Source organism: Azospirillum ramasamyi (genome assembly GCF_003233655.1).
Lineage (GTDB): Bacteria > Pseudomonadota > Alphaproteobacteria > Azospirillales > Azospirillaceae > Azospirillum > Azospirillum ramasamyi.
In genome coordinates this window covers 160,409-184,692 of the sequence record NZ_CP029832.1, presented here as the reverse complement: position 1 = coordinate 184,692, position 24,284 = coordinate 160,409, and the positions used below count along the sequence as shown (strand labels likewise).

General features: G+C 69.5%; 22 protein-coding genes. 14 read left to right on the top strand and 8 right to left on the bottom strand.

Features of this window, described 5'->3' with window-relative positions:
• Positions 1-41 precede the first annotated feature (41 nt).
• The 3 genes from DM194_RS20235 to ada all read left to right on the top strand — a co-directional run bounded on the left by DM194_RS20235 (position 42) and on the right by ada (position 5,564).
• A complete protein-coding gene (locus tag DM194_RS20235; protein ID WP_111069374.1) occupies positions 42-827 on the top strand; it encodes a hypothetical protein in 786 nt (261 codons plus the stop codon).
• A 121-nt stretch (positions 828-948) separates the two neighbouring features.
• Positions 949-4,380: a DEAD/DEAH box helicase gene (locus DM194_RS20230; RefSeq protein ID WP_111069373.1), complete on the top strand. Its 3,432-nt coding sequence runs from the start codon at positions 949-951 to the stop codon at positions 4,378-4,380.
• Positions 4,381-4,475: 95 nt separating this feature from the next.
• Positions 4,476-5,564 carry a bifunctional DNA-binding transcriptional regulator/O6-methylguanine-DNA methyltransferase Ada gene (ada, locus tag DM194_RS20225; protein WP_111069372.1) on the top strand — a complete coding sequence of 363 codons (1,089 nt, stop codon included), beginning with the start codon at positions 4,476-4,478 and terminating at the stop codon, positions 5,562-5,564.
• 69 nt (positions 5,565-5,633) lie between these two features.
• Here the strand turns inward: ada and DM194_RS20220 are convergent, their stop codons facing one another.
• Genes DM194_RS20220 through DM194_RS20205 form a run of 4 tightly spaced genes read right to left on the bottom strand, consistent with a single transcriptional unit; the run spans position 5,634 to position 9,440 of the window.
• Positions 5,634-6,437 (bottom strand): ABC transporter permease, encoded by an 804-nt coding sequence (locus DM194_RS20220; protein WP_111069371.1) that lies wholly within the window; start codon positions 6,435-6,437, stop codon positions 5,634-5,636.
• Complete coding sequence (locus DM194_RS20215) at positions 6,434-7,210, bottom strand: ABC transporter ATP-binding protein (protein ID WP_111069370.1); 777 nt, start codon at positions 7,208-7,210, stop codon at positions 6,434-6,436. The genes DM194_RS20220 and DM194_RS20215 overlap by 4 nt, the downstream gene beginning before the upstream one ends.
• 20 nt (positions 7,211-7,230) lie before the next feature.
• Complete coding sequence (locus DM194_RS20210) at positions 7,231-8,226, bottom strand: YVTN family beta-propeller repeat protein (protein WP_246024532.1); 996 nt, start codon at positions 8,224-8,226, stop codon at positions 7,231-7,233.
• Positions 8,223-9,440, bottom strand: a complete 1,218-nt coding sequence (locus DM194_RS20205) for an ABC transporter substrate-binding protein (protein WP_111069725.1) — start codon at positions 9,438-9,440, stop codon at positions 8,223-8,225. The genes DM194_RS20210 and DM194_RS20205 overlap by 4 nt, the downstream gene beginning before the upstream one ends.
• Positions 9,441-9,662: 222 nt before the next feature.
• Between DM194_RS20205 and DM194_RS20200 the strand changes: the two genes are divergently transcribed.
• The 11 genes from DM194_RS20200 to DM194_RS20150 all read left to right on the top strand — a co-directional run bounded on the left by DM194_RS20200 (position 9,663) and on the right by DM194_RS20150 (position 19,404).
• Positions 9,663-10,529 carry a substrate-binding periplasmic protein gene (locus tag DM194_RS20200; protein WP_111069369.1) on the top strand — a complete coding sequence of 289 codons (867 nt, stop codon included), beginning with the start codon at positions 9,663-9,665 and terminating at the stop codon, positions 10,527-10,529.
• A gap of 62 nt (positions 10,530-10,591) precedes the next feature.
• Positions 10,592-11,446, top strand: a complete 855-nt coding sequence (locus DM194_RS20195) for a quinoprotein dehydrogenase-associated SoxYZ-like carrier (protein WP_111069368.1) — start codon at positions 10,592-10,594, stop codon at positions 11,444-11,446.
• Entirely contained in the window at positions 11,443-12,393 is a 951-nt protein-coding gene (locus tag DM194_RS20190) for a quinoprotein relay system zinc metallohydrolase 1 (protein WP_246024531.1), read from the top strand. Before DM194_RS20195 ends, DM194_RS20190 begins: the two co-directional genes overlap by 4 nt.
• A 209-nt stretch (positions 12,394-12,602) precedes the next feature.
• Positions 12,603-14,369, top strand: a complete 1,767-nt coding sequence (locus DM194_RS20185; RefSeq protein ID WP_176581473.1) for a methanol/ethanol family PQQ-dependent dehydrogenase — start codon at positions 12,603-12,605, stop codon at positions 14,367-14,369.
• Positions 14,370-14,586: 217 nt separating this feature from the next.
• Positions 14,587-15,015, top strand: coding sequence for a cytochrome c-550 PedF (gene pedF, locus DM194_RS20180; RefSeq protein WP_111069367.1), 429 nt, complete (start codon positions 14,587-14,589; stop codon positions 15,013-15,015).
• A gap of 67 nt (positions 15,016-15,082) precedes the next feature.
• Positions 15,083-15,550, top strand: a complete 468-nt coding sequence (locus DM194_RS20175; protein ID WP_111069366.1) for a cache domain-containing protein — start codon at positions 15,083-15,085, stop codon at positions 15,548-15,550.
• Positions 15,551-15,697: 147 nt separating this feature from the next.
• Positions 15,698-16,693, top strand: a complete 996-nt coding sequence (locus tag DM194_RS20170; RefSeq protein WP_111069365.1) for an ABC transporter substrate-binding protein — start codon at positions 15,698-15,700, stop codon at positions 16,691-16,693.
• An 18-nt stretch (positions 16,694-16,711) separates the two neighbouring features.
• On the top strand, positions 16,712-17,452 hold the full coding sequence (locus DM194_RS20165; protein WP_111069722.1) for an ABC transporter permease: 741 nt from the start codon (positions 16,712-16,714) through the stop codon (positions 17,450-17,452).
• Between the two features lie 25 nt (positions 17,453-17,477).
• Positions 17,478-18,164 carry an ABC transporter ATP-binding protein gene (locus DM194_RS20160; RefSeq protein ID WP_246024530.1) on the top strand — a complete coding sequence of 229 codons (687 nt, stop codon included), beginning with the start codon at positions 17,478-17,480 and terminating at the stop codon, positions 18,162-18,164.
• 162 nt (positions 18,165-18,326) lie between these two features.
• On the top strand, positions 18,327-18,764 hold the full coding sequence (locus DM194_RS20155) for a DUF2946 family protein (protein WP_246024529.1): 438 nt from the start codon (positions 18,327-18,329) through the stop codon (positions 18,762-18,764).
• Positions 18,765-18,885: 121 nt separating this feature from the next.
• Positions 18,886-19,404 carry a copper chaperone PCu(A)C gene (locus DM194_RS20150; RefSeq protein WP_111069363.1) on the top strand — a complete coding sequence of 173 codons (519 nt, stop codon included), beginning with the start codon at positions 18,886-18,888 and terminating at the stop codon, positions 19,402-19,404.
• A 75-nt stretch (positions 19,405-19,479) separates the two neighbouring features.
• Here DM194_RS20150 and DM194_RS20145 read toward each other — a convergent pair whose 3' ends face one another.
• From DM194_RS20145 to DM194_RS20130, 4 genes are read right to left on the bottom strand one after another with little or no spacing between them, the layout of a single operon-like run.
• The gene (locus DM194_RS20145; protein WP_111069362.1) at positions 19,480-19,848 is read right to left on the bottom strand and encodes a response regulator; all 369 of its coding nucleotides are present in this window, start codon (positions 19,846-19,848) and stop codon (positions 19,480-19,482) included.
• Positions 19,845-21,335, bottom strand: coding sequence for a sensor histidine kinase (locus tag DM194_RS20140; RefSeq protein ID WP_111069361.1), 1,491 nt, complete (start codon positions 21,333-21,335; stop codon positions 19,845-19,847). The genes DM194_RS20145 and DM194_RS20140 overlap by 4 nt, the downstream gene beginning before the upstream one ends.
• A complete protein-coding gene (locus DM194_RS20135) occupies positions 21,335-21,808 on the bottom strand; it encodes a response regulator (RefSeq protein WP_111069360.1) in 474 nt (157 codons plus the stop codon). The genes DM194_RS20140 and DM194_RS20135 overlap by 1 nt, the downstream gene beginning before the upstream one ends.
• Before the next feature lie 4 nt (positions 21,809-21,812).
• Entirely contained in the window at positions 21,813-24,056 is a 2,244-nt protein-coding gene (locus tag DM194_RS20130) for an ATP-binding protein (protein ID WP_111069359.1), read from the bottom strand.
• Positions 24,057-24,284: the final 228 nt, after the last annotated feature.

Genomic DNA, 24,284 nt, shown 5'->3' with positions numbered 1-24,284 from the left:
GAAGAGGGTGAAATCTCCTCCAACCAACCGGAACGGGTTCCATGTCCGCCACCGCCAAGATCGTCGAGCTTCACGACTCCGCCCCCGCGGAGGAAGCGCCGCAGGGGGTCGCGATCGTCGGCCATATCGACGCCCTTCAGGGTGGTCGCGTCTTCGGCTGGGGCTGGGACGGCAATCATCCCGGCGACCGGCTGGAGGTGGAACTGCGGCTGGAGCGGGACGGCGGTCCGCCGGTGACGCTGGCGCGGGTGCTGGCCGACCGTCCGCGTGCCGATCTGGCCAGTGGCGGCATCGGCGACGGCGCGCACGCCTTCGAAGCCGAGCTGACGCTGCCCGAGGGCGCCGACCCGTCGCGGGTGGTGGCCGTCCTCCGCTCCCCCTCCACGGGCGAGACGGCGACCTTCGCTCAGCCGAACCCGGAGGACCAGCGGCTCGACCGCGTGCTGGGGCCGCATCTGCAGCGCATCGGCGAGCGGATCGACGCGCTTCGCGGCGACCAGCGCCAGCTTGCCGCCGCCCAGCAGACCATCGCCCGGCTGATCCGCGATGCCGGCGAAGGGGTGGCGGCTCTGCGCGCCGATGCGACCCGTGTCGAGACCGCCCAGGCGGAGTGGAGCGAGGCCGTCAATGCCGCCCTGCAGGATCTGACGGAGCGCGTCGGCGGCCTGGAGGTGTTCCTGATGCGGATGGACCAGACCCTGCGCGGGCTGGACGGGGCCGCAGCCGAAAAGAACACCGGGGCGGGCTGGTCGCCGCTGCTGACCGTCCTGGGATCGACGGCCGGCGCCTTCCTCGCCGTGCTGGTCGGCTGGTTGACGCTGCATTGACCGGCAGGGTTCCGCTAGACTGAAGGGTAGGAAACCGGAGAGGCTTCGCGGTGTTGACACCCTGCGGCCTTCCCGCCGCACGGTGTCACCGACCGGAGCCCACCCACCATGTCTGCCCATCATGCTTGACGGAGCTCCCGTCGCCGATTCCGCCCCCGAAGTGCCGTCCTCTCCGCCGCCGGGATCGACCTGCCTGTCCGTCGGGAGCGAAGGCGAACTTGCCGTCCGACTGACGGCGCTCGCCCGCCGCCCCGGCGGTGTCCTGCTGCTCGCGCGCAGCGATGGGCGTGCCGCCCGGCTGGCCGCCTTGGCCGGCGACATCGCGCCCGACCTCGATGTCGTGCTGCTGCCGATCGACGAAACCGCCGCGGGGAACCGTGCCGCGCCGTCGCGCGCCGTGCTGGGTCGCCGCGCCGCCGGGCTGATGCGGCTTGCCGATGAGGCGGAGCCGGCGGGCGGGCGGCTGGTGGTGGCCTCGGCCGACCTCGCCCTGCAACGGCTGCCGCCGCCGGATGCCTGGACCGGCGCACGGTTCCACGTGACCCGCGGCATGGCCTATGACGAGGCGGCATGGCGCGGCTGGTTCGCCAGGTCCGGCTATGTGCTGGATGAGCGTGTCGACGAACCCGGCGAGGCGGCGATCCGCGGCGCGGTGGTGGAGGTGTTCCCCGGCGACGGCGACCGGCCGGTCCGCTGCGACATCTCCGACGGGGTGGTGCGCGAACTACGGTTGTTCGACCCGGTTTCGCAGCGCTCCACCGCCTCCATCGACGAGGTTACGCTCGGTCCTGTCACCGATCTGGTCGTCGGGCCGGAGATGCTCGACCGGCTGACGGCCAACCTTGCGAAGCTGGGCTATGTCCTGCCGGAGGAGTTGCGGCGGGATCTGGAGGAAGGCCGGCGGCCCTACGCCTTCGATCTTCAGCTTCCCAATGTCTTCGATGACTGCCCGCTGCTGCTCGACCTGCTGCCGGATGCCCTGGTGGTACTGGATGCCGGCGCGCGCGACCGGTTCGAGGCGAGGGCCGACGATCTCGCCGGGTCCGGTCCCGACCGCCGCATCCGCCGCGACGACGCCTGCATCCTGCCGGTTCCGGTGCTGGAGCGGCGACTGATCGACGCCGAATCCCTGGAAGAGAGGATGGCCGGCCGCAGCGTGCTGCCGGTGGAGGTGTCGGGCGCTCCGGTGGTGGAGGCGGTGCGGACCGAACGCACGCTGCTGCGCCGGGCCGCGGCGCTGGTCGAGGATGGCGGCGCCGTGCTGCTCGTGCCGCGTCCGGGCGGCCGGGCCGATGAGGTGGACCGGCTGGCGGAGCGGGCGGAGGCGGTGCTGGGGCGGCCGTTGCCGCGGCTGGACCGCTGGCCGGACCCGCCGCTCGCGCCGGGCGGCTGCGCCGTGCTGGCGCTGCGGACCGGCGGCGGCTTCGTCTGCGATGGCATGACCGTTCTGGTGGCGCCGCGCCATGTCGGGGAGGCGGGCAGGGAGGCACCGGCCCGGCCGCCGCTGGCGCCGTCGGAACTGGCACCCGGCGACTTCGTCGTCCATCTGGATTACGGCATCGGCCAGCTGGTCGGGCTGGAGGCCATCGCGTCGGATGACGGCGCCGGCGGCGAGTCCACCGCCGATTTCCTGGTGCTGGACTATGCCCATGACGACCGGCTGCTGGTGCCGACCTCCGACTTCGACCGGTTGTGGCGCCACGGCTCGGCCGACACCGGCGCCCGGCTCGACAGCCTGAAGAACGCCGGCTGGCTGGACCGCCGCGCGGTGCTGGAGGCGGAGATCGGCGAGACCGCCAAGGGCATCCTGCGCGAAGCGCGGCGGCGCGCGCGGGAGGAGGGGCCGGTCATCGAGCCGCCGGCCGACCGCATGCGCCGCTTCAATGCCCGGTTCGGCTTCGATCTGACGGAGGGGCAGAATCACGCCATCCGGTCCGTGCTCGACGCCATGCGCCGGGGGAACCCGATGGACCATCTGGTCTGCGCCGACGTCGGATACGGCAAGACGGAGGTGGCCTTGCGCGCCGCCGCCGCCGTGGCCTTCGCCGGCCATCAGGTGGCGGTGATGGCGCCGACCTCCGTCCTCGCCCGCCAGCATCTGGACGTGTTCCGCCGCCGTTTCGCCGGCTTCGGCCTGACGGTCGAGCCCCTGACCGGCGCCATGGTCAAGGCGGAGGCCGGGCGGGTGCGCGCCGGGCTGGCCGACGGGTCGGTGGACATCGTCATCGGCACCCATGCGCTGCTGTGCAAGGATGTCCGCTTCCAGCGCCTGGGCCTGATGGTGGTGGACGAGGAGCAGCGTTTCGGCGCCGCGCAGAAGCAGGCGCTGAAACGGCGGACCAAGGGCGTTCACAGCCTGGCCTTGAGCGCGACGCCGATCCCGCGCACGCTGCAGGGGGCATTGGCGGGGCTGCGCGGGCTCAGCATCATCGACACCCCGCCTGCCCGCCGCCGGCCGGTGCGCACCGCCGTGACCCCGCGCGATCCCGCCACCGCCCGCGCCGCCCTGTTGCGCGAACTCGGCCGCGGCGGGCAGGCCTTCTGCGTCACCCCGCGCATCGCGGATTTGAGGGAGCTTGAGGACTGGATAAGCGACCTCGTGCCGGACGCGCGCATCGCCGTGGCGCATGGCCGGCTGGGAGCGGCGGCGCTGGACGACGCGGTGATGGGCTTCGTCGATGGCGAGTGCGACATCCTGCTGTCGACGCCGATCATCGAATCCGGCATCGACATTCCGCGTGCCAACACGCTGCTGCTGTTCCGCCCCGACCTGTTCGGGCTGGGCCAGCTGCACCAGCTGCGCGGCCGGGTCGGGCGCGGGGCGGTCCAGGGCTACGCCTATCTGCTGACCGATCCCGACAACCCGCTGGAGGAGCGGGCGGCCCGCCGGCTCGGCTCGCTGGAGGTGATCGAAAGCCTGGGCGGCGGCTTCGTGCTGAGCATGCTCGACCTCGACCAGCGCGGGGCGGGCGACCTGCTGGGCGAGGACCAGACCGGCCACCTGCGCGCGGTGGGGACGGAGCTGTACCAGCGCATCCTGGCCGACGCCCTGCGGTCGCTGCGCCGCCAGCCGGACGAGCGCTGGGATCCGGAGGTGACGGTCGCGGTTCCCCATTGCATCCCGGCCGCCTACATCCCGGAGGAGGAGCTGCGCATCGGCCTGCACCGCCGCATCGCCCGCACCCGCGAGGCCGGCGAGCTGGACGCCCTGCGCGAGGAGATGGAGGACCGTTTCGGCCCGCTGCCCGACCCGGTGGAGCGTCTGCTGTCCATCGCATCCCTGCGCTTCCGCTGCCGGTCGCTGGGGATCGCCTCGCTCGGCTGCGGCCCGGCCGGGGTGGCGGCGACCCTGCGCGGGGACCGCGCCGAAAAGCGGGCGGCGACGCTGGCGAAGCGCTCCAAGGGCTTGCTGCGCGCGCAGGACGACCGGCTGACCGCCGCGCTGGAGGCGCCCGACGCCGACAGCAGGCTCGCCAACGCCGAACGGGTGCTGGACTGCATCGAGGCGATCGTCCGCAAGGCGCAAAGGAAAAGGAAGGAAAGCGCAATTTGAAAGCAAGCGGCGGAGTGCGCCGTTCCATCCCCCGGTCCAGATTGCTCCCTCACCGCGCTTTGATGCCTGTATGATCCGCGGAGGGAGAGGGACAGATGACCGTCGCACCCGACAACATCGCCGACACCGTTTCCGATCGCTGGGACGCTCTGCGCCGCCGCGATCCCGCCGCCGACGGGCGGTTCGTCTATGCGGTCCGCAGCACCGGCGTCTATTGCCGTCCCAGCTGTGCCGCGCGCCCGGCCCGGCCGGAAAATGTCGTGTTCTACGACACCAACGCCGATGCCGAGCGGGCGGGCTTCCGTCCCTGCAAGCGCTGCCGCCCGGATGGACCGAGCCAGGCCGAGCGCCGGGCCGACGCCGTCGCCCGTGCCTGCCGCCTGATCGACGAGGCGGAGGAGGTGCCGCCGCTGGACGAGCTTGCCGCCGCCGCCGGGCTCAGCCCGCATCATTTCCACCGCATCTTCCGGCAGGCCACCGGCGTCACCCCGCGCGCCTATGCCGAGGCCCGCCGCGCCGCCCGCGTCGCCGGAACCCTGCAGGAGGCGGGCAGCGTGACCGAGGCGATCTATGAGGCCGGCTATGGCTCGTCGGGCCGCTTCTACGAGACGGCGGGGGCGAGGCTGGGCATGACGCCCACCGCCTACCGGCGGGGCGGGGCGGGGGAGGCGATCCGCTTCGCGGTCGGTGTCTGCTCGCTGGGCTCCATCCTGGTGGCGGCGACGGAACGCGGGGTCTGCGCCATCCTGCTGGGCGATGACCCGGAGGCATTGCTGCGCGACCTGCAGGACCGTTTCCCCAGGGCCGAACTGAGCGGCGACGACGCGGGCTTCGAGGCGACCGTGGCGCAGGTGGTCGGGCTGGTCGAGGCGCCGGGAACCGGCTTGGCCCTGCCGCTGGACATCGGCGGCACCGCCTTCCAGCAGCGGGTCTGGCAGGCATTGCGGGCGATCCCCGCCGGGCGGACCGCCAGCTATGCCGAGATCGCCAGGGCCATCGGCGAGCCGGCGGCGGTGCGGGCGGTGGCGCGGGCCTGTGGCGCCAACCCGCTGGCGGTCGCCATTCCCTGCCACCGGGTGGTGCGCTCCGACGGCGGCCTGTCCGGCTACCGCTGGGGCGTGGAGCGCAAGCGCGGCCTGCTGGAGAGGGAGCGGGCGGAAGACCGCGAGGAGTTGGCGCGGTGAGGTTGGTACGGTGACGATGGAACGGCGCGGCTTCGGCGAGGGGGAGTCCAAGCACCTCACCCGGTTGCTTCACCCGGCCGCCGAAGGCGCCCGCGATCCCATGCCGCGGGCGGGGGAGTAGCCGCGCACGGCCAGCGCCGCGAACAGCAGGGTCGCGCCGGCGACCACGGCCAGCGCCTGCCCGTCCACCTGCCCGTACATCGCGAAGCGGATCAGTTCCACCCCGTGGGTGAAGGGATTCAGGCTGCACAGCCACCACAGCAGCGGCCCGGCCTCCTCCATGCGGTAGAGCGGATAGAGGGCGGAGGACAGGAAGAACAGGGGGAAGACGACGAAATTCATCACCCCGGCGAAATTCTCCAGTTGCCGGATGGTGGAAGCCAGCACCATGCCGAGCGCGCCCAGCATCAGCCCGTTCAGCAACAGCGCCGGCAGCACGGTCAGCGGCGCCCAGGCCGGCAGGTCGATGCCGTAGAGCCGGACGATCAGCAGGAAGGCCGCCACCTGCAGCACCGAAACCACCACCCCGCCCAGCAGCCGCGCCAGCAGCAGGAAGCCGCGCGGCAGCGGGCTGGTCAGCAGGATGCGCATGCTGCCCATCTCGCGGTCGTAGACCATCGACAGCGAGCCCTGCATGCCGTTGAACAGCTGGATCATGCCGATCAGCCCCGGCACGATGTAGGTTTCGTAGGGGATGTAGGTCTCGTAGGGCGGGATGATGGCGATGCCGAGCGCCGCGCGGAATCCCGCCGCGAAGACGAACAGCCAGACCAGCGGCCGGACCAGCGCGCCGAGAAAGCGTTCGCGCTGATGGACGAAGCGCAGAACCTCGCGCGCCACGATTCCCTGGAAGGCGATCCACCATCCGCTCATGCCGCGGCCTCCGCGTTCCTATTCGCATCGGCGGCCGGTCCGGCGGCGGTCAGCCGGTCGAAGCTCTCGGCCACGGTGGCGCATCCGGTCTCGGCATTCACCGCGGCGACCGGGCCGCTTGCCCGCAACCGGCCGAGGTGCAGAACCACCACATGGTCGGTCGCCGGGTCGATCTCGTCGATCAGATGGGTTGCCCACAGCACGGCGATGCCGTCCCCGGCGCACAGCGCATGGACATGGCGGATCAGCGTGCGGCGGGCGGGAATGTCCAGCCCGACCGTCGCTTCGTCCAGCAGGAGCAGCGACGGTCGGTGCAGCAGGGCGCGGGCGATCTCCACCCGCCGCCGATGCCCGCCGTTCAGGGCGCGAACCTTCTCGCCCCGCCGCTCGAACAGGGACAGGCGGGTCAGTTCCGTCTCGATCCGCCGGTCGGCCTCGCGCCGGCCGATGCCGTGCAGCGCCGCGAAATAGCGCAGGTTCTGCACCACGGTCAGGTCGAGGTCGAGGGTCGGCTGCTGGAACACCACGCCCAGCCGGGCCAGCGCGTTGCCGGGGGCGCGAGCCATGTCGTGGCCGTGGATGCGCACCCGGCCCGCGGTCGGGCGAAGCAATCCGGTGGCCAGCGCGAACAGCGTGCTCTTGCCCGCCCCGTTGGGGCCGAGCAGGCAGGTGAAGGCGCCGGGCATGACGCGGAACCCGACATCCTCCAGCGCATGGCGATCCCCGCCATAGCTGTGGCGCAGCCCCTCCACCTCCAGTGCCGGCACCGTCATCCTGCTGCTCCCTTCACCCATCACCCCTTGACGACGACGCCCCAGGGATAGCGGCCGACCTTGATCGACTTCGTGACCTTCAGGCTGTCGACGTCGATCACCGACACGTCGCCGCTGACCCCGTTGGTGCTGTACAGCGTCTTCTGATCGGGCGTCAGCGCCAGATGCCAGACGCGGCGGCCGACCAGCAGATAGTCCTTCACCTCGAAGGTCTTGGCGTCCACCACCGCGACATGGTTGGCCGGTCCCAGCGCCACGAAGGCATAGCGGCCGTCGTCGGTCAGCTTGACGCCCACCGGCTGGATGCGGTCCTTGGCGACGCCCTTGATGCGGAAGTCGATGGTCTTCGTGACCTGGCGCGTGCCGGTGTCGATGACGCTGACGGTGCCGCCGATTTCCGACGACACCCACAGCTGCGCGCCGTCCTTCGTGAACTCCGCATGGCGCGGGCGGGAGCCCACCAGGGTGTTGTCGGTGACCTGCCGCTTCTCCACGTCGATCCAGTGGACCATGTTGGTGGTCTCGGACGTGTTGACGGCCCAGCGGCCGTCGGGGCTGACGTCCATGCCTTCCGGCTCCACCCCGACATCGACCTGGAACGCCACCTTGCGCGAGGGCACGTCGACCACGGTGACGACGTTGCTGTCCTCATTGGCGATGAACAGGCTCTTGCCGTCCGGGCTCAGGGCGAACTGCTCCGGGTCTTCGCCGGAGGGCAGGTTGTGCAGGATCTTCTTGGTGGCGAGGTCGAGAACCTGCACCGCATGGTCGTCGCTGGCGCAGATGAACAGCTGGGTGCCGTCCTTCGACAGGGTGATGCCGCGCGGGCGCTTGCCGACCTTGATGGTGTCGACCACCGCCATCGTCTTGCCGTCGATCACCGACAGGCTGTTGTCCTTCTCGTTCGACACATAGATGGTCTGGGCCGACGCGGCGGAGGCCAGGACGGCGCTCAGCAGGGTGGCCGTCAGAAGGGAGGCGGGTAAGGGCAACCGGGGCGGGCGGGCGGATGTCATGGCGTCTTCTTTCCTCGCGTGTTGCAGAGCGTTTCGGGTTGGTCGTAGCCCAGGCTGTCCAGTTCGGTCCGCGGGTGCAGGAACCCCTCCTGCGGCGACACCGACACGACGGAGCGGTCGGCGGCCAGAAGCACAGGCTGGCGCAGCTGCCCGTCCCAGGATCGCAGGGTGAACGGCACGCCGCGGAAGGCGGACATGGTGAAGTCGGGCGATTGGATGAAGGCGATCAGCCGGTCGGGATCGGAGGTGCGGGCGCGGGCCGCCGCCTCCCCGACCACGCGGACGGCGGTCCAGCCATTGTGGTCGCGGGCGGTCATCGGGCGCTTGGCCGCCGCCTTGAAGCGGGATTGCAGCTGCGCCGCCCCCCATTGTTCGTGGGTGCGGTGCCAGACCGTGGGAACCAGCCCCTGGGTGCCGGCCACCGGTCGGGGATCGGCGGTGCGATAGGACAGGTAATCGCCGAACTCCCCCACCTCGTCGGCGACGACCAGCACGTCGTAGGATTTGACTTGGGTGAAGACCGGGATCTCCGCCTCGGCCGTGCGGTTCAGGTCGCTGTCGGCGGTCCACTCCTTCTCCGCCACGATCTGGGCGCCGACGCGCTTTGCGGTGCGGCGGACCGCGTCGGCATAGAGCCTGTCCTCCGGCCGGCGGCCGGTGACGAGGAACCAGCGCGGCCAGCGCTTCTTCACCAGATATTGCCCGAGCGCATCGGCCAGCATCGCCCGGCTGGGCGCCACATGCAGCAGATTGGGCGCGCAAGCCGCGCCCCGCAGGGAATCGTCGGGCGCGTTGGCGTTCAGGATCAGCAGGCCGCGCGCCTCCGGCAGCTTCGCCAGTGCCTCCACCGTGGCGCCCGGCGCGTCGACGACGATGAAGCGGCCGCCGCGCCCGGCCAGTTCGCGCAGGGCCGCCGCCGCGTCGCCGTCCGGCGGGACTTCCACGCTGTCCAACAGGAAGGACTGCTTGAGGAACTTGCCGGTCGTGTTGTTGTCGGCGATGGCGAGCGCCGCGCCGGCCAGCCCGTCGTCGGGCGGAGGCTCGTCGGGATTGGCGACATAGGGCGGCGGTTCAGGCGTCTGCGACAGGAAGCCGATGCGGATCTCCCCCGCATCCGCCGCGCCCTGTTGCTGGGCGGCGGCAGGGGTGCCGGCCAGCAACAGGGCGCCGAACGCGGCCAGCGGCAGGCTGTGGAGCAGGCGGTGCTTCGTCATCTTATCCATCGGAGCGCAAACAGTTCGGACTACATCCTATCCGGCGAATCCGGGCGCCGGAATGCGACTATGGGAGGATGGACAGGGGCTCGGGGAGGCGGGCTGTCGGCGGAACGCCCGCGGTCCATCCCCATCTTGTACGAAAGTCCAATTATTGGCGTAACGGACCGATGGCTATCCTGACCTCCCGCCCGATCAGGAAACCACCGCCGGAATATCCGCATGGCGCCCGTCACCCGCCGCCGTTTTCTCTCCGGACTTGCCGCGGCCGGCGCCGTGGCCGGTGCGTCGCTTCCACGAAACGCCGCCGCCCGTCCGCTCGACGAGGTGATGGAGCGCGGTCGGCTGCGCGTCGCCGTCTACCGCGATTTCCGGCCCTTCTCCTTCCAGCAGGACGGAACCCTGGTCGGCATCGACGTGGACCTCGCCAGGGCCATCGCGGGAAAGCTGGGCGTGAAGGCCGACATCGTCGAACAGATCGCCGGGGAGACCGTGTCCGACGACCTGCGCGTCGCGGTGTGGCGCGGCAGCCTGTTCGGCGGCGAACTGGCCGACATCATGATGCACATCCCCTATGACAAGCAGTTCGGCCAGATGAACCCGGAGGCGGTGCTGTTCGGCCCCTACCATCACGAGGTGTTCGCCCTGGCCCGCGATCCGCAGCGGGTTCGCTCCGCCATGCTGGCGACCCTGCCTGAGGAGCCGATCGCGGTCGAGATCGACAGCATCCCCGACTTCTTCCTGCTGGGCCTGCAGGGCGGCCGGCTGCGCAGCCACATCATCCATTGCCCGACGCCCGAGGCCGCGGTCGAAAAGCTGACATCCGGCGAGGCCGCGGCGGTGCTGGCGCCGCTCAGCCAGGTGCAGGCGGCATTGGGCGCATTGGCGGAGCGGTTCCCGATCACCACGGTGACCCTGCCGGGGATGATGACGTCGAGTTGGAACGTCGGCATGGCGACCAAGGAGAACTCCCGCGATCTCGTCTATGCCATCGGCGATGCGGTGGCCGCCCTGACCGAGGACGGGACGATGGCGAGGATCTTCGCCAGCTATGGCGTCACCCACACCCCGCCCCCGCTGGTGGAGTGAAGCCGTCAGGATCTCGCTCTCCCTCCGGGGAGATGGGGAAACAGCCGTTCGGGAGTAGCTGCATGCGACAGGTCTTGCTCGGTGGGCATATCGGCGCGGCATTGATGATGCTTGCGGCCCCCGCATATGCCGCGGTTTCCCCGTCCGACCCGCTCGGTTCCGTCATGTGGGAGGCGTTGCGCGAGCAGTATTTCGCCGACGCGCCGGTGGTGTTCGACAACCGGGTGAAGGTCACGGCGCCCGCCTCGGCGGAAGACACGCGCGCCGTGCCGCTGTCCGTCGACGCCACGGCCCTGGGACCGGTGGTGGAGATGCTGGCGTTCGCCGATCTCAACCCCTTCCCGCTGGTCCTGCGCTACCACCCCGGAACCGCCGCGCCCTACATCGCCACCCGCATCAAGATCCAGCAGGCGACCGCCGTGCGCGGCGCGGCGCGGACCGCCGATGGCGTGTGGCATGTGTCGGGCGTTCTGGTCGATGCGGCGGGCGGCGGCTGCAGCGCCCCGCCGGTGTCCTACGCCCAGAAGGATTGGGCCGATCATGTCGGCGAGGTGCAGGCGCGGCTGTGGCCGGCGGACGCGGAGGGGGTGGCGCGGCTGCGGCTGCGCATCCGTCATCCCAACGACACCGGCCTCGTCGACGGCATCCCCGCCTTTTTCGTCGAAACGCTGACGGTGCAGGCGCAGACGCCCGGCGGCCCGTCCGAACTGGCGCGCATCGACAGCCTGGAACCGGTGTCCGAGAACCCGGTCTATTCGCTGGATCTCCGCCCGCCGCCCGATGCGAAGGCTCTGGTGCTGCGCGGCCGCGACAACCAGGGCGGCGAGATCGACGCGATCATCCCGATGCCGCCGGCCGGCGCCCGGCCGGCGATGACGCTGCGCCCGGCCGACCCGCTGCGGAGTGTCGGACAGTGACGGCGACTCTCCTGCGCCGGCTGGCACTCGCAGCCGCTCTCGCCACGGCTCTCACAGCCGCGGCCCAGGCCGCCGGACCGCTGACCTACGACCTGAAACCGACCCCCATCGCCCCCGACACCTATATGTTCGAGGGATCGACCAAGCATTTCACCCGCGACAACGGCGGCAACATCCTGAATTCCGGCTTCATCGTCACCGCCGACGGGGTGATCGTCATCCAGACCGGCCCGTCCCGCCGCTATGGCGAGGAGATGCGCGCCGCCATCCGCAAGGTCACCGACAAGCCGATCCGCAAGGTCTTCATCAGCAACCTGCACCCCGATTACTGGCTGGGCTCCCAAGCCTTCGCCGACGTGCCGCTCGCGGCGTTGCCCGGCACCATCGCCGGCATCCAGGAGGAGGGGAGCGGCATCGCCGACAACATGTACCGGCTGGTCGGCGACTGGATGCGCGGAACCGAGGTGACGGTGCCGAACGAGCCGGTCTATGGCTCGACCGTCAAGTTCGGCGACCACCGGCTTCGGCTGATCCCGCTCGCCGGCCACACCGCCGCCGACCTGATGATCCTCGACGAGACGACGGGCGTGCTGTTCGCCGGCGGTGTCGTCTTCTGCAACCGCACGCCCACCACGCCCCATGCCTCCATCGCCGACTGGCTGAAGGAACTGGACGCCGTGGATGCGCTGGACATCCGGCTGCTGGTGCCCAACCACGGCAATATCCGTCCCGACAAGGCCTGCGTCGCCCAGACCCGCGACTGGCTGACCTGGCTGGACGGCACGCTGCGCCACGCGATGGATTCGGGCATGGACATGGCGGAAGCGCTGGAACTGCCGATTCCCGAGCGATTCGCAGTGCTCGACGTGCTGCGTGAAGAGTATCGACGCTCCGTCGCCCATCTCTGGCCAAGGATCGAGCAGGAGAGCCTTCCCAGAGTCAATTGACGCTTGCGCCTGCTACTATCCGACAATTTACCCCGCCGATCATCCGTCTACACTGCCGATATCGTGAAGCGACGCGGCCCTTGCGGCCGCCAACATCCTGATTGCCGCCCCGATCCCGTCCCAGCACCGCCGGACCCGCCCGTCCTGCGGCGACGGCCGGACCTTGCCCGGGCGGTGCCGTCATCATCAGTATTGGGAGGCAACCGCACATGAAGCGTCTGGTTACAAGTCTCGCCCTGGCAGCCTCGCTGACCGCGTTCAGCGCCACCGGCGTCCTGGCCGCCGGCGCCCCCTCCAATGGCCCGTCCAACGAGGATCTGCTGAAGAGCGCCAGCAACACCGAAGCGGTCCTGACCTATGGCATGGGGCCGCAGGCCCAGCGCTTCAGCCCGCTGACCGACCTGAACGCCGACACCGTCAAGAAGCTGGTTCCGGTCTGGTCCTTCTCCTTCGGCGGCGAGAAGCAGCGCGGGCAGGAATCCCAGCCCATCGTCTATGACGGCACCATCTACGTCACCGGCTCCTATTCCCGCCTCTATGCGGTCGACGCCCGCACCGGCCAGAAGAAGTGGGAGTACAACCACCGCCTGCCCGACGGCATCATGCCCTGCTGCGACGTGGTGAACCGCGGTGCGGCGATCTACAAGGACAAGATCTATTTCACCACGCTGGACGCCCGCCTCGTCGCGCTGAACCGCGAAACCGGCAAGGTCGTGTGGAACAAGAAGCTGCAGGACTACAAGGAAGGCTATTCCAACACCGCCGCCCCGATGATCGTCGATGGCAAGATCATCACCGGCAATTCCGGCGGCGAATTCGGCGTCGTCGGCATGGTCGAGGCCCGCGATGCCGAGACGGGCGAGCTGGTGTGGCAGCGCCCGACCATCGAAGGCAACATGGGGACGCTGAACGGCAAGGATTCGACCGTCACCGGCAAGACCAACGCCAGCTGGCCGGGCGACATGTACAAGACCGGCGGCGGCGCCACCTGGCTGGGCGGCACCTACGACCCGGAAACCAAGAGCCTGTTCTTCGGCACCGGCAACCCGGCGCCCTGGAATTCGCACCTGCGCCCCGGCGACAACCTCTACACCTCCTCCACGCTCGCCATCAATCCGGACAACGGCGAGATCAAGTGGCACTACCAGACCACGCCGCATGACGGCTGGGACTTCGACGGCGTGAACGAACTGGTGTCCTTCGACCTGAAGAAGGACGGCAAGGTCATCAAGGCCGGCGGCAAGGCCGACCGCAACGGCTTCTTCTACGTCATCGACCGCAGCACCGGCAAACTGATCAACGCCACGCCCTTCGTCACCAAGATCACCTGGGCCAAGGGCATCGACATCGAGACGGGCCGTCCGATTTACGTCGACGAGAATCGTCCCGGCGCTCCCGGCGAGGGCGGCGGCGACGCCAAGGGCAAGTCGGTCTTCTCGGCCCCCGCCTTCCTCGGCGCCAAGAACTGGATGCCGATGGCCTACAACCCGCAGACCGAGCTGTTCTACGTCCCGGCCAACGAGTGGGGCATGGACATCTGGAACGAGCCGATCACCTACAAGAAGGGTGCGGCCTATCTCGGCGCCGGCTTCACCATCAAGCCGCTGTACGACGACTATATCGGCGCGCTGCGCGCGGTCGATCCGAAGACCGGCAAGATCGTCTGGGAATACAAGAACCCGGCCCCGCTGTGGGGCGGCGTCCTGACCACCGCCGGCAACCTCGTCTTCACCGGCACGCCGGAAGGCTTCCTGAAGGCCTTCGACGCCAAGTCCGGCCAGGAGGTCTGGAAGTTCCAGACCGGCTCCGGCGTGGTCGGCAGCCCGGTCACCTGGAAGATGGATGGCGAGCAGTATGTCGCCGTCGTGTCCGGCTGGGGCGGCGCGGTGCCGCTGTGGGGCGGCGACGTCGCCAAGCTGGTGAAGGACATCAACCAGGGCGGCTCGCTCTGGGTCTTCAAGCTGCCCAAGGCCTGATCGGTCTTCGGCTGGGCGGACAGTCCGATGGAGAAGGAGCGGGCCGGAGCAATCCAGTCCGCTCATTTCCATGTGCAGATGACTGCCAGTCGAAATCTTCGCATCAATTGCCTTGTCCTACCATAGTCCAATTATTTGCCTTCCCCACTGCTGGTAACGTCCGTTCATGCGAAGCAGAAGCCGCAGGGCGGCGAGAAACAGAGGGAACGTCTTACCCATGAATGCACGGATTATTCGGATTGCAGCCGCAGTTGGTCTGATCGGCGCCGTGGCGCTGCCCGGCCTTGTCTATGCCCATGGCGATGTCGTCCCGCAGGCGGTCGATACCACCGGGCTGGAGAAGCTGGGCGACAAATGGCGCGACAGCAACCCCTACCGCAGCAACCAGCGCGCCATCGAGATCGGCGCGTCGGCCTTCAACCAGAACTGCGCGCGCTGCCATGGGCTGGGCGCGGTGTCCGGCGGCATCGCTCCCGACCTGCGCTATCTGGAGAAGGGCGACGCCGGCGACGAGTGGTTCAAGGAGCGCGTCATCAACGGCTCGATCCGCAACGGCGTCACCTACATGCCGGCCTTCGGCGAGGCGCTCGGGCAGGAGGCGCTGTGGTCGATCCGCTCCTGGCTGGAAACCGTGCACGAGGACTGATCCCCTGCCGCCGGCCGTCAGGCACCGGCTCCCCTTTCCCGTCCTTTCCCTTCCAAGGTGGTTATCCATGATCCGCAGAACCGCTTCCCTGGTCGCCGTTGCCGCGGCCCTGCTGGTGGCGCCGGCCGCCACGTCCTTCGCCGCCGACCGCGCCACCCCCGAACAGGCCAAATCGCTGGTCGCCGACGCCGTCGCCTATCTGAAGGCCAAGGGGCCGGAGGAAGCCACCAAGGCCTTTCAGGACCCGAAGGGCAGCTTCCATCGTGGCGAGCTGTATGTCTTCGTCTTCGACACCAAGGGCCGTTACGTGGCGTCCGGCGCCAACCCGCGCCTTGCCGGCTCCGAGGCCGCCGACCTGACGGATGCCGAGGGCAAGCCCATCGTCCGGGCGATGATCACCGAGACAACCGACAAGCCCAGCGCCGTCATCGACTATGTCTGGCTGAACCGCCAGACCAACAAGGTCGAGCACAAGCATTCCTACGTCACCCGCGACGGCAACTACATCGTCGGGGCGGGAACCTACGACCAGTGACGGGGCAGGGGGAGCGGGGCAGGGGCGGGGCGGCGGTGTCGCGGGCCGGCCCCTCCGCATAGCCCGCCCCATCCTCCTATTGTTGAATATACGAACATATCCAAACCTCCTAGACTGTCGGTTCAACAAAACGCCGGGGATGGCACCATGTCGGTAGGCTGTACGAGACGGGCGACGCTGCTGGCCGCGGGTGCGCTGATGGCCTCGGCCGCGCTCCGGCCCGGCTTCGCCGCCGAACGGCCGGTCGTCCGCGCCGGGGTGCTGAAGTTCGGCACGGTCAGCTGGGAACTCGACACTGTCCGCGCCAACCGCTTCGACGAACAGGCGGGGATCGACCTGCGGCTGGTGGAGCTGGCGGGCAGTCCGGCCACTCAGGTCGCGCTGCAGGCGGGCGGGGTGGAGGTCATCGTTTCCGACTGGCTGTGGGTGTCGCGGATGCGCGACAAGGGGGAGGCGCTGTCCTTCATCCCCTATTCGACCGCCGTCGGTGCCCTGGTGGTGCCGGCCGGCTCGCCGATCATCGGAATCGCCGATCTGCGCGGCAAGCGGATCGGCGTCGCCGGAAGCCCGCTGGACAAGAGCTGGCTCCTGCTGAAGGCGCTTGCCGGCGACCGGCACGGCCTTGCGCTCGACCGCGACGCCCAGCCCTTCTACGGTGCGCCGCCGTTGCTGAACAGCAAGATCGCCGACGGCGGCCTGGACGCGGTGCTGACCTACTGGCCCTTCGCCGCCCGGCTGGAGGCGCGGGGCATGCGGGTGCTGGTCACGGTGTCGGACATGATGACCGCGCTGGGCCAGCCGGCCAGCGTCCCGTCCATTGGCTATGTCTTCCGCGAGGAGTGGGCGCGCGCCAACCCGGCCGCGCTCGCCGGTTTCCAGGCGGCCACCGGCAAGGCGAAGGATCTGCTGGCGCAATCGGATGCCGCCTGGGAGCGGCTGGCCCCGCTGATGCAGGCGGAGGACGACGCCACCTTCCGCACCCTGCGCGACCGTTACCGCGAGGGCATCCCCCGCCGCTGGACCGCGGAGGAGCAGGCCGGCGCCGCGCGGCTCTATGCGCTGCTGGCCCGGCTCGGCGGGCGGGAACTGGTCGGCGACGCGGCGACCATCGCGCCCGGCACCTTCTGGACCGGCGGGGCATAGCCGGTGCGCCGCGCCCTGATGCCGCTGCTGTCGATCCTGCTGCTGCTGGCCGTCTGGCAGGCGGCGGCGATGCTGGTCGGCGGACGCCTGCTGCCGGGGCCGCTGCCGGTCGCCGAATCCCTTCTGCGCGAGGCGGAGAGCGGGGCGTTGTTCCACCATCTCGGCGCCACCCTGCTGCGGGTGCTGGGCGCCTTCGCGCTCGCCATGTCCATCGGTGTCGCGCTGGGGGTGCCGATGGGCCGCTCCCTCTTCGTCGACCGGCTGTTCGGGCCGTGGCTGGTCTTCTTCCTGAACCTGCCGGCGCTGGTGGTGATCGTGCTGGCCTATGTCTGGTTCGGCCTGACCGAGGCGGCGGCCATCGGCGCGGTGGCCGTCAACAAGATTCCCAACACGGTCGTCCTGGTGCGTGCCGGCGCGCGCGCCATCGACGAGGGGCTGATCGACATGGCCCAGGTCTATCGCATGTCGCCCGCCGACCGGCTGCGGCATGTGCTGCTGCCGCAACTCACCCCCACCATCGCCGCCGCCTCGCGGTCCGGCCTTGCGCTGATCTGGAAGATCGTGCTCGTGGTCGAACTGCTGGGCCGCAGCGACGGTGTCGGATTCCAGATCAACCTCCTTTTCCAGACGTTCGATGTCGCAGGAATCCTGGCTTACACCACCGCGTTCGTGGCCGTGGTCCAGCTTTTGGAATACGGCGTCCTCCAACCGGTCGAGCGGCGCTGCCAGCGCTGGCGGCGCTTGCCCGCTGACGCTTGAGATCCGCTCCAAGCGCTTCGGCGCGGTGGAGGCCGTGCGCGGCCTGTCGCTGTCCGCCGCGGCGGGGGAGGTCGTGGCCCTGGTCGGCCCCAGCGGCTGCGGCAAGACGACGGCGCTCGGCATCGTCGCCGGGCTGGACCGCGCCTTCGAGGGCGAGGTCAGCATCGGCGCGCGACCCGACGGCGAACCGGCGCGGTTGGGCTATGTGTTCCAGGAACCGCGGCTGCTGCCCTGGCGCACCGTTCGGCAGAATCTGGCTCTGGTCATGCCCAGGGCGCAGCGCAGGGGGCCGGCGGTCGGCGTCATGCTGGACGCGCTGGAGTTGACGCCCTTCGCCGACCGCTTCCCGACCCAGCTGTCGCTGGGCATGGCGCGGCGGGTGGCGCTGGCCCGCGCCTTTGTCGTGGAGCCCGACCTGCTGCTGATGGACGAGCCCTTCGTCTCGCTGGACGAGCCGACGGCGCTGCGGCTGCGCGGCCTGCTGGCCGGACTGCTGGAACGGCGGCCGACCACCGTCCTGCTGGTGACCCACAACCTGCGCGAGGCGCTGGCGCTGGCCGACCGGCTGCTTCTGCTGGCGCCGTCGCCCGGGCGGGTGGTCGCCGAGGTGCCGGTGCCCATCCCCCGTGCCGCCCGCGACGATGCCGCAATCGAGGACCTGCGCCGCGGCCTGCTGTCCCGCCCCGAGCCGGCCTTCCGCCTGCTGGCGTGAGTCCGGCCGAGTGCCGGTGCATTTGCCCCTCGTCCGGTCCGGCCGGCTGCGTTATGGTGCTGTCGTGCCGGCTTGGTCCGGCGGTATCGAAGGGCGCGGAGCCGGATGGCGTTCGGTCGGTGGACAGTGCGGCAGGTGCGGAGGCTCGGCCTGTTTGCCGGCATGGCCGCGCTGTTGCTGCAGGTCTTCGCCTGGGGCTGGATGCCGATCGCGCTGAGCGGAGAGGCGACCGCCGCCGCGCGGACGGGAGAGACGACCCCCCTGCAGATCTGTTCGGCCGGCGGCTTCGCGACGATCGACGTCGATCCTGCGGAATACGGGCCGGCGATTTACGGTATGGTCCTGGCCGGCATCGCCTTGGCCGGCATGGATCACGCAGGCGGCGACAACCACGGCGGCAGCTCCGACCCGAACCCCTTCGGCAGCGGCCATTGCCCGCTTTGTCCGCTGATTGCCGGGCTTGCCTTGCCCCCGCCGCTCCTGACGGTCGAACCTGCCATGGCCGCCGCCGGCGACACCCGCCTGCTGCCGGGCGAGCGCATCGCCGCCGGCTGGTTCCTGTCGACGCTCCAGGCCCGCGGACCCCCGTCCCACGTGTGATCCCGCACGCCGGACCTTCCTCTTCAGCCATTCAGTTCGCTGCGCATCGCGTGCCCGATCCCAAAGAGGGATCCGTGCCGGCCGGATGCCATGCCCCCATCCTGTTCAGGAGCACAAGTCAATGAAGCGCATTCTCGGCATCGCCACCGCCCTCGCTCTGTTCGGCGCCGGTGCCGCGCTGGCCCACAGCTACAAGGCCGGTCCGATCGACATCGGCCATCCCTGGGCCCGTGCCACCGCGCCGTCGGCGCCCAACGGCGTCGGCTATCTGTCGCTGACCAACACCGGCACGGAGGAAGACCGTCTGGTCGCCGCCTCCACCCCTGTCGCCGAAAAGGCTGAACTGCACACCCATCTGAACGAGAACGGCGTGATGAAGATGCGCGAGGTGCCCTATATCGCCATCGCCCCCGGCGAGACGATGAAGCTGGCACCGGGCGGGCTGCACGTCATGCTGCTCGGCCTCAAGAAGCCGCTGGTGAAGGGCGAGCAGGTGCCGCTGACCCTGCGCTTCGAAAAGGCCGGGACCGTCGATGTCGAACTCTCCATCGAGGCCGCCGGTCAGAGCGGTTCCGACCACGGCCACGGCCATATGGGCGCCGCGGCCGGTGCCGCGCATGGCCACACCCAGAAGCAGTAACGGAAAAGCCTGCCGGCAGGTCACCCCTGCCGGCAGGCTTAATCCGATACCAGCATAAGACCCCGACGGAACCGTTCAGTGCGGACGGTGACGGGCCAGCGCGTCGGTGATGTCGAGGTCGCGGAAGGGCTTGCCGATCACCGGGCGCATCCGGTGGGCGTCGGGCAGCCCCTCCGCCCCATGGCCTGTGGTGAAGATGAAGGGAATGCCGGCTGCGGCCAGCCGGTCGGCCACCGCATCCACCCGCTCGCCGCGCAGGTTGACGTCGAGCAGGGCGATGTCGAAGCCGCCCGTCTCGATCATGTCCAGCGCCGCCGCGACCGAGCCGGCCGGGCCGAGGCAGGTCACGCCCTGGTCGAGCAGCGCATCCTCCAGGCTCATGGCGATCAGCGGCTCGTCCTCGACGATCAGGACGGTCAGGTCGGAAATATTCGCGTCGGTCACTGCGGGCTCACTCGCGACGACAGGGGGATGACGAGCCGGCATCGCACGCCGGCAGGATCGAAAGCAAGCGACACGTCGCCCTCCAACTCGTGAGCAAGGCCCCTTTCGATCAGTCGTGAGCCGAAGCCGCGGCGGGTCGGCGTGACCACCGGCGGACCGCCGCTCTCGCTCCAGCGCAGCACGAGCGCGCCCGCATTGCCATCCCTGGCGGCGCGGACCGGCGGCTGGGCCGGATTCGCGATCTCCCAATCGAGATCCACCCGCCCGTTTTCCGCGGACAGGGCGCCATATTTCGCGGCGTTGGTGGCAAGCTCGTGGAAGGCGAGGTGGAGGGACACGGCCACCCCGGTCGTCAGGCTGACCGGGGGTCCGCCGACCTTGACGCGGCCGGCATGGACATGGGGCTCCAGCGTCAAGGCGGCGATCTCGCTCAGCGAGGCGCCCTGCCACTGGCGGCGGGTCAGCAGGTCATGGGCCTGGGCCAGCGCGCGCAGACGGGACTGAAAGGCATCGGGAAAGGCATCCACCGAAGGGGCGGCGCGCAGGGTCTGCTTGGCGATGGACTGCACCATCGCAAGGGTGTTCTTGACCCGGTGGTTCAGTTCCTCCAGCAGCAGAAGCTGCCGCTCCTCCGCCTTCTTGCGGTCGGTGATGTTCAGCGAGACGCCGGCCAGTGCGGTCGGCGCGCCGTCGCGGTCATAAACGGCGCGTCCACGCACCTGCACCCAATGAACGCTGCCGTCGGGCCAGACGGTGCGGTATTCCATGTCCAGCGGCGATCCGCTGCTCAGCGCCTGCTGGACCATCGCCTGCTGATAGCCGCGGTCCTCGGGGTGGACATGCGCCAGCAAGCGGTCATAGCTGGAGAGTTCATCCGGGTCCGACAGCCCCAGGTTCGCTGCGCAGATCGAGGAGACGTGCAGCCGGTTGTCCGCCAGCGTCAATTCCCACGAGCCGAGCCGCCCGGCCTCCAGCGCGAAGCGCAGCCGCGCCTCGCTCTCCGCCAGCGCCTGGCGCTTGTCGGCCAGCTCGTTGCGGTCGCGCGCCTCCACCAGGGCGCGGCGCACCACGACCTGCAGGCGCTCCATCCGCAGCTTGACCACGTAATCGGTGGCGCCCTTCTTCAGCGCCTCGATGGCGTTCTCCTCGCCCAGCATGCCGGACACGAAGATGAAGGGCACCCGCGGCAGCCGTTCGCGTGCGATGGCCAGCGCCGACATGCCGTCGAAGTCGGGCAGGTCGAAGTCCGACAGGATCAGGTCGTACGGGCCGCCGGCCGCCACCGCGTCGATGAAGGGTTGCCGGGCATCGACCCGCTGGATGTCGAAATCATGGTCGTCGATCATCAGCAGGTGCTCGCGCACCAGATCGGCGTCCATGCCGTTGTCTTCCAGCAGCAGGACACGGCAGGGAATCGGCGGCCCCGGTTCGGCGGGCGTGCCGTCCGATGCGAAGTTTCCCGAGTGCGGGTCGAGCAGCCTGGTCATCAGGTGCCGCGCGGACGTCGGGGATGGCAGCCGGGCGGCGGCTCGTTCAGGATCGCCCAGAAGCTGCCGATGTCGCGGATGGCGTCGAAGAACTCCTTGAAGCCGACCGGCTTGACGACGAAGGCGTTCACCCCCAGCCGGTAGCTGCGGACCAGATCCTGCTCCTCCTTGGAGGAGGTCAGCATGACCACCGGGATGGCGCGGGTGCTGTCGTTGGCCTTGATCCGCTGCAGCACCTCGATCCCATCCACCTTCGGCAGCTTGATGTCGAGGATGATGACGGCCGGATATTTCGGATCCGTCGGCTTCGACACCGGCTGTCCATCCTCATCGAACAGGTAGGACAACGCTTCCGCCCCGTCGCGGGCGACGACGATGTCGTTGGCGAGCTGGGCCTCCTCGAAGGCTTCCAGCGTCAGCTCCAGGTCTTTCGGGTTGTCCTCGACCAGCAGGATCGGTTTCAGCGTGGCCATCGGGCTACCTCGATTCAGCGGTTGCGGACCGCGGCAGGGAGAAATGGAAGGTCGCGCCGTGATCCAGCCTGCCCTCCGCCCAAACCCGGCCACCGTGGCGCTCCACGATGCGGCGAACGTTGGCCAAGCCGATCCCGATGCCTTCGAATTCCTCCTCGCGGTGCAGGCGCTGGAAGACGCCGAAGAGTTTACCGGCATAGGCCATATCGAATCCACGCCCATTATCGCGCACATAAAACTCATGCGCCTCGGGCGTGCTCCGGCAGCCGATCTCGATCTCCGGTACGGCACGGTCGCGGGAATACTTGATGGCGTTGGACAGCAAATTCTGCACCACCAGCCGCAGCATGGTCGGATCGCCGGTGACGATCGGGAGCGGATGCACGGTCCAATGGACATTGCGCTCCCGCAGATCGGGCTCCAGCAGGTTTCGGATCTCCTCCACCAGCCGGAGCAGGTCGACCTCCACCCGCGCCAGCGTGGCGCGGCCGAGCTGCGAGAAGTGCAGAAGCCCGTCGACCAGCGTGCCGGCCGAACCCGCCGCTTCGATGATGCTGTCCAGGTAGTGGCGCTCCCGGTCGTTCAGCTTGTCGGCGGCACGGGAGCGCAGAAGCTCGGCATAGCTGGAGACGTGGCGGAAGGGTGCCCGCAGGTCGTGCGAGACGGAGTAGGAGAAGGCGGCAAGCTCGCCGTTGCTGCGGCGAAGCTCCTCGCTCAACGCGGCCATTTCCTCGGCCTTGCGCAGCACGATGCTGACGATGGCGTTGCGGAAGTCTCCGGCCGCCTCGATCTCGCCATGGCGCCAGGGCAGGGATTGGCCGCGCACCGTCTCCTTCCAGATCTCGAAGGAATTGCGCGGCGACAGCCTGCCGCTGCCGTCGATGGGCTTGGTGGGATCGCCGGCCCATTCGATGGAGCGCACGATCTCCGGCCGGAACCACAGGAGGTAGCTGGGATGCAGCTGTGAGATGGAGATCGCAAGCAGCCCGCTGGCGCTGGCGTCCATCCCGGCGGCGGCCTCCATCTCCACGGGCAGCTGGTGGCTGGCGAACAGATCCTTGATGCCCTGGCCGGCCAGCTCGGCGCCGATGGCCTCCACCACCGCCTGCGGCGGGGTGCGGCCGATCAGGCGGCAATCGCCGTCGAACAGGATGGCGGCGCCCTCGGCATTCACCAGCGACAGCAGATCCTCGCCATCCTCCGCCAGCCCGTCGATGAAGCGTTCCGCCGCAGCCATATGGGCCAGCAGCCGGGCCTGGATGCTCTTGGAACGGATGCGGTGGTCGGCATCCTCCGCCCGCTCCAGCGCGATCATCTGGCTGGACAGCACCTGTCCCAGCAGGTCGCAGGCGGTGCGGATGGCGAAGGACACCTGCCGTGGTTCGGCATGATGGCAGGAGATCAGGCCCCATAGCCGCTCGCCGTCCATGACGGAGATCGACATCGAAGCCGGCGTGCCCATGTTGCGCATGTATTCCAGATGCACGGGCGACACGCTGCGCAGAACGGCGAAGCTGAGGTCGAGAGGCTCCGCCGCGCTATCTGCCGTTGCCTGTACCGCGCCTGCCGCTGCCAGGATGGGGACCGGGCGGTAGCGGGCGTCGGCGATCAGCCGCAGGCGGTTCAGCGCATAGAGGCGCCTCGCCTGTTCCGGGATGTCGGAGGCGGGAAAGCGCAGGCCGCGGTAGGAGGGCAGGCGGCCGTTGCCGTCCTCGGCGATGACGGTGCCGTTCCACTGTTCGTCGAAGCGATAGATCAGGACGCGGTCGAAGCCGGTCAGCGACCGCACCTCCTCCGCCGTGCAGGTCAGCAGCGTCTCGAAATCATGGGACGACTGCATCCGCCGGATGCCTTCGCGCATCTGCGGGTAGAGCGCCTCCAGCGTGCCGATGCCGGTGGCGGCGAGATCCTCCAGTTCCAGGATCACCAGCCCGCCGGAGCGGTGGGCGATGGCCTGATGGTCGCTGCCGCCGCGCAGATGCAGGATGTCGAGCTGCACCGGCTCGGCCGGAGCGGTGCGTAGCCGGCGGGCGAGCGACGCCATGCCGTTGGCATCGACCAGCCGGTCGATCGGCTGGCCGAAGGCCTCGGAGAGGGGGCGGTTGAGCACCGCGCCGGCTTCCGCACTCGCCCGGACCAGACACAGGCCGTCGGGTTCGAGCGCCAGGAGATGGCCGTGCGGCTGGATGCTGCCGGGAATGTGAATCGGTTCGCGCGCGCAGGCGTCGAGGTCAAAGCTGCCCGCCATGGTCTGGGGCCATGGTTCCGGTCCGGTTGCAGGCGTCACGATCGTCCTTTGCTCGTCTCGGTCACAATCCGGCAGGCCCGCTCGAATCAGGCTCTCGTCACCAGAGTCTGCCGGATTCCCGTCGGCAGTTCGACGGCAGTCTGAACAGTCCACGATGCAAAACCCGGCCCCGGCCGCAGACGTCGCATCACGGCGCCCGGTGCAGCAGGATGTTCATCAGACCCTATA

Coding starts and splice junctions, on each gene's coding strand:
- DM194_RS20235 (WP_111069374.1), top strand. CDS start 42: ATGTCCGCCACCGCCAAGATCGTCGAGCTTCACGACTCCGCCCCCGCG.
- DM194_RS20230 (WP_111069373.1), top strand. CDS start 949: ATGCTTGACGGAGCTCCCGTCGCCGATTCCGCCCCCGAAGTGCCGTCC.
- ada (WP_111069372.1), top strand. CDS start 4,476: ATGACCGTCGCACCCGACAACATCGCCGACACCGTTTCCGATCGCTGG.
- DM194_RS20220 (WP_111069371.1), bottom strand. CDS start 6,437: ATGAGCGGATGGTGGATCGCCTTCCAGGGAATCGTGGCGCGCGAGGTT.
- DM194_RS20215 (WP_111069370.1), bottom strand. CDS start 7,210: ATGACGGTGCCGGCACTGGAGGTGGAGGGGCTGCGCCACAGCTATGGC.
- DM194_RS20210 (WP_246024532.1), bottom strand. CDS start 8,226: ATGACATCCGCCCGCCCGCCCCGGTTGCCCTTACCCGCCTCCCTTCTG.
- DM194_RS20205 (WP_111069725.1), bottom strand. CDS start 9,440: ATGACGAAGCACCGCCTGCTCCACAGCCTGCCGCTGGCCGCGTTCGGC.
- DM194_RS20200 (WP_111069369.1), top strand. CDS start 9,663: ATGGCGCCCGTCACCCGCCGCCGTTTTCTCTCCGGACTTGCCGCGGCC.
- DM194_RS20195 (WP_111069368.1), top strand. CDS start 10,592: ATGCGACAGGTCTTGCTCGGTGGGCATATCGGCGCGGCATTGATGATG.
- DM194_RS20185 (WP_176581473.1), top strand. CDS start 12,603: ATGAAGCGTCTGGTTACAAGTCTCGCCCTGGCAGCCTCGCTGACCGCG.
- pedF (WP_111069367.1), top strand. CDS start 14,587: ATGAATGCACGGATTATTCGGATTGCAGCCGCAGTTGGTCTGATCGGC.
- DM194_RS20175 (WP_111069366.1), top strand. CDS start 15,083: ATGATCCGCAGAACCGCTTCCCTGGTCGCCGTTGCCGCGGCCCTGCTG.
- DM194_RS20170 (WP_111069365.1), top strand. CDS start 15,698: ATGTCGGTAGGCTGTACGAGACGGGCGACGCTGCTGGCCGCGGGTGCG.
- DM194_RS20165 (WP_111069722.1), top strand. CDS start 16,712: ATGCCGCTGCTGTCGATCCTGCTGCTGCTGGCCGTCTGGCAGGCGGCG.
- DM194_RS20155 (WP_246024529.1), top strand. CDS start 18,327: ATGGCCGCGCTGTTGCTGCAGGTCTTCGCCTGGGGCTGGATGCCGATC.
- DM194_RS20150 (WP_111069363.1), top strand. CDS start 18,886: ATGAAGCGCATTCTCGGCATCGCCACCGCCCTCGCTCTGTTCGGCGCC.
- DM194_RS20140 (WP_111069361.1), bottom strand. CDS start 21,335: ATGACCAGGCTGCTCGACCCGCACTCGGGAAACTTCGCATCGGACGGC.
- DM194_RS20135 (WP_111069360.1), bottom strand. CDS start 21,808: ATGGCCACGCTGAAACCGATCCTGCTGGTCGAGGACAACCCGAAAGAC.
- DM194_RS20130 (WP_111069359.1), bottom strand. CDS start 24,056: ATGGCGGGCAGCTTTGACCTCGACGCCTGCGCGCGCGAACCGATTCAC.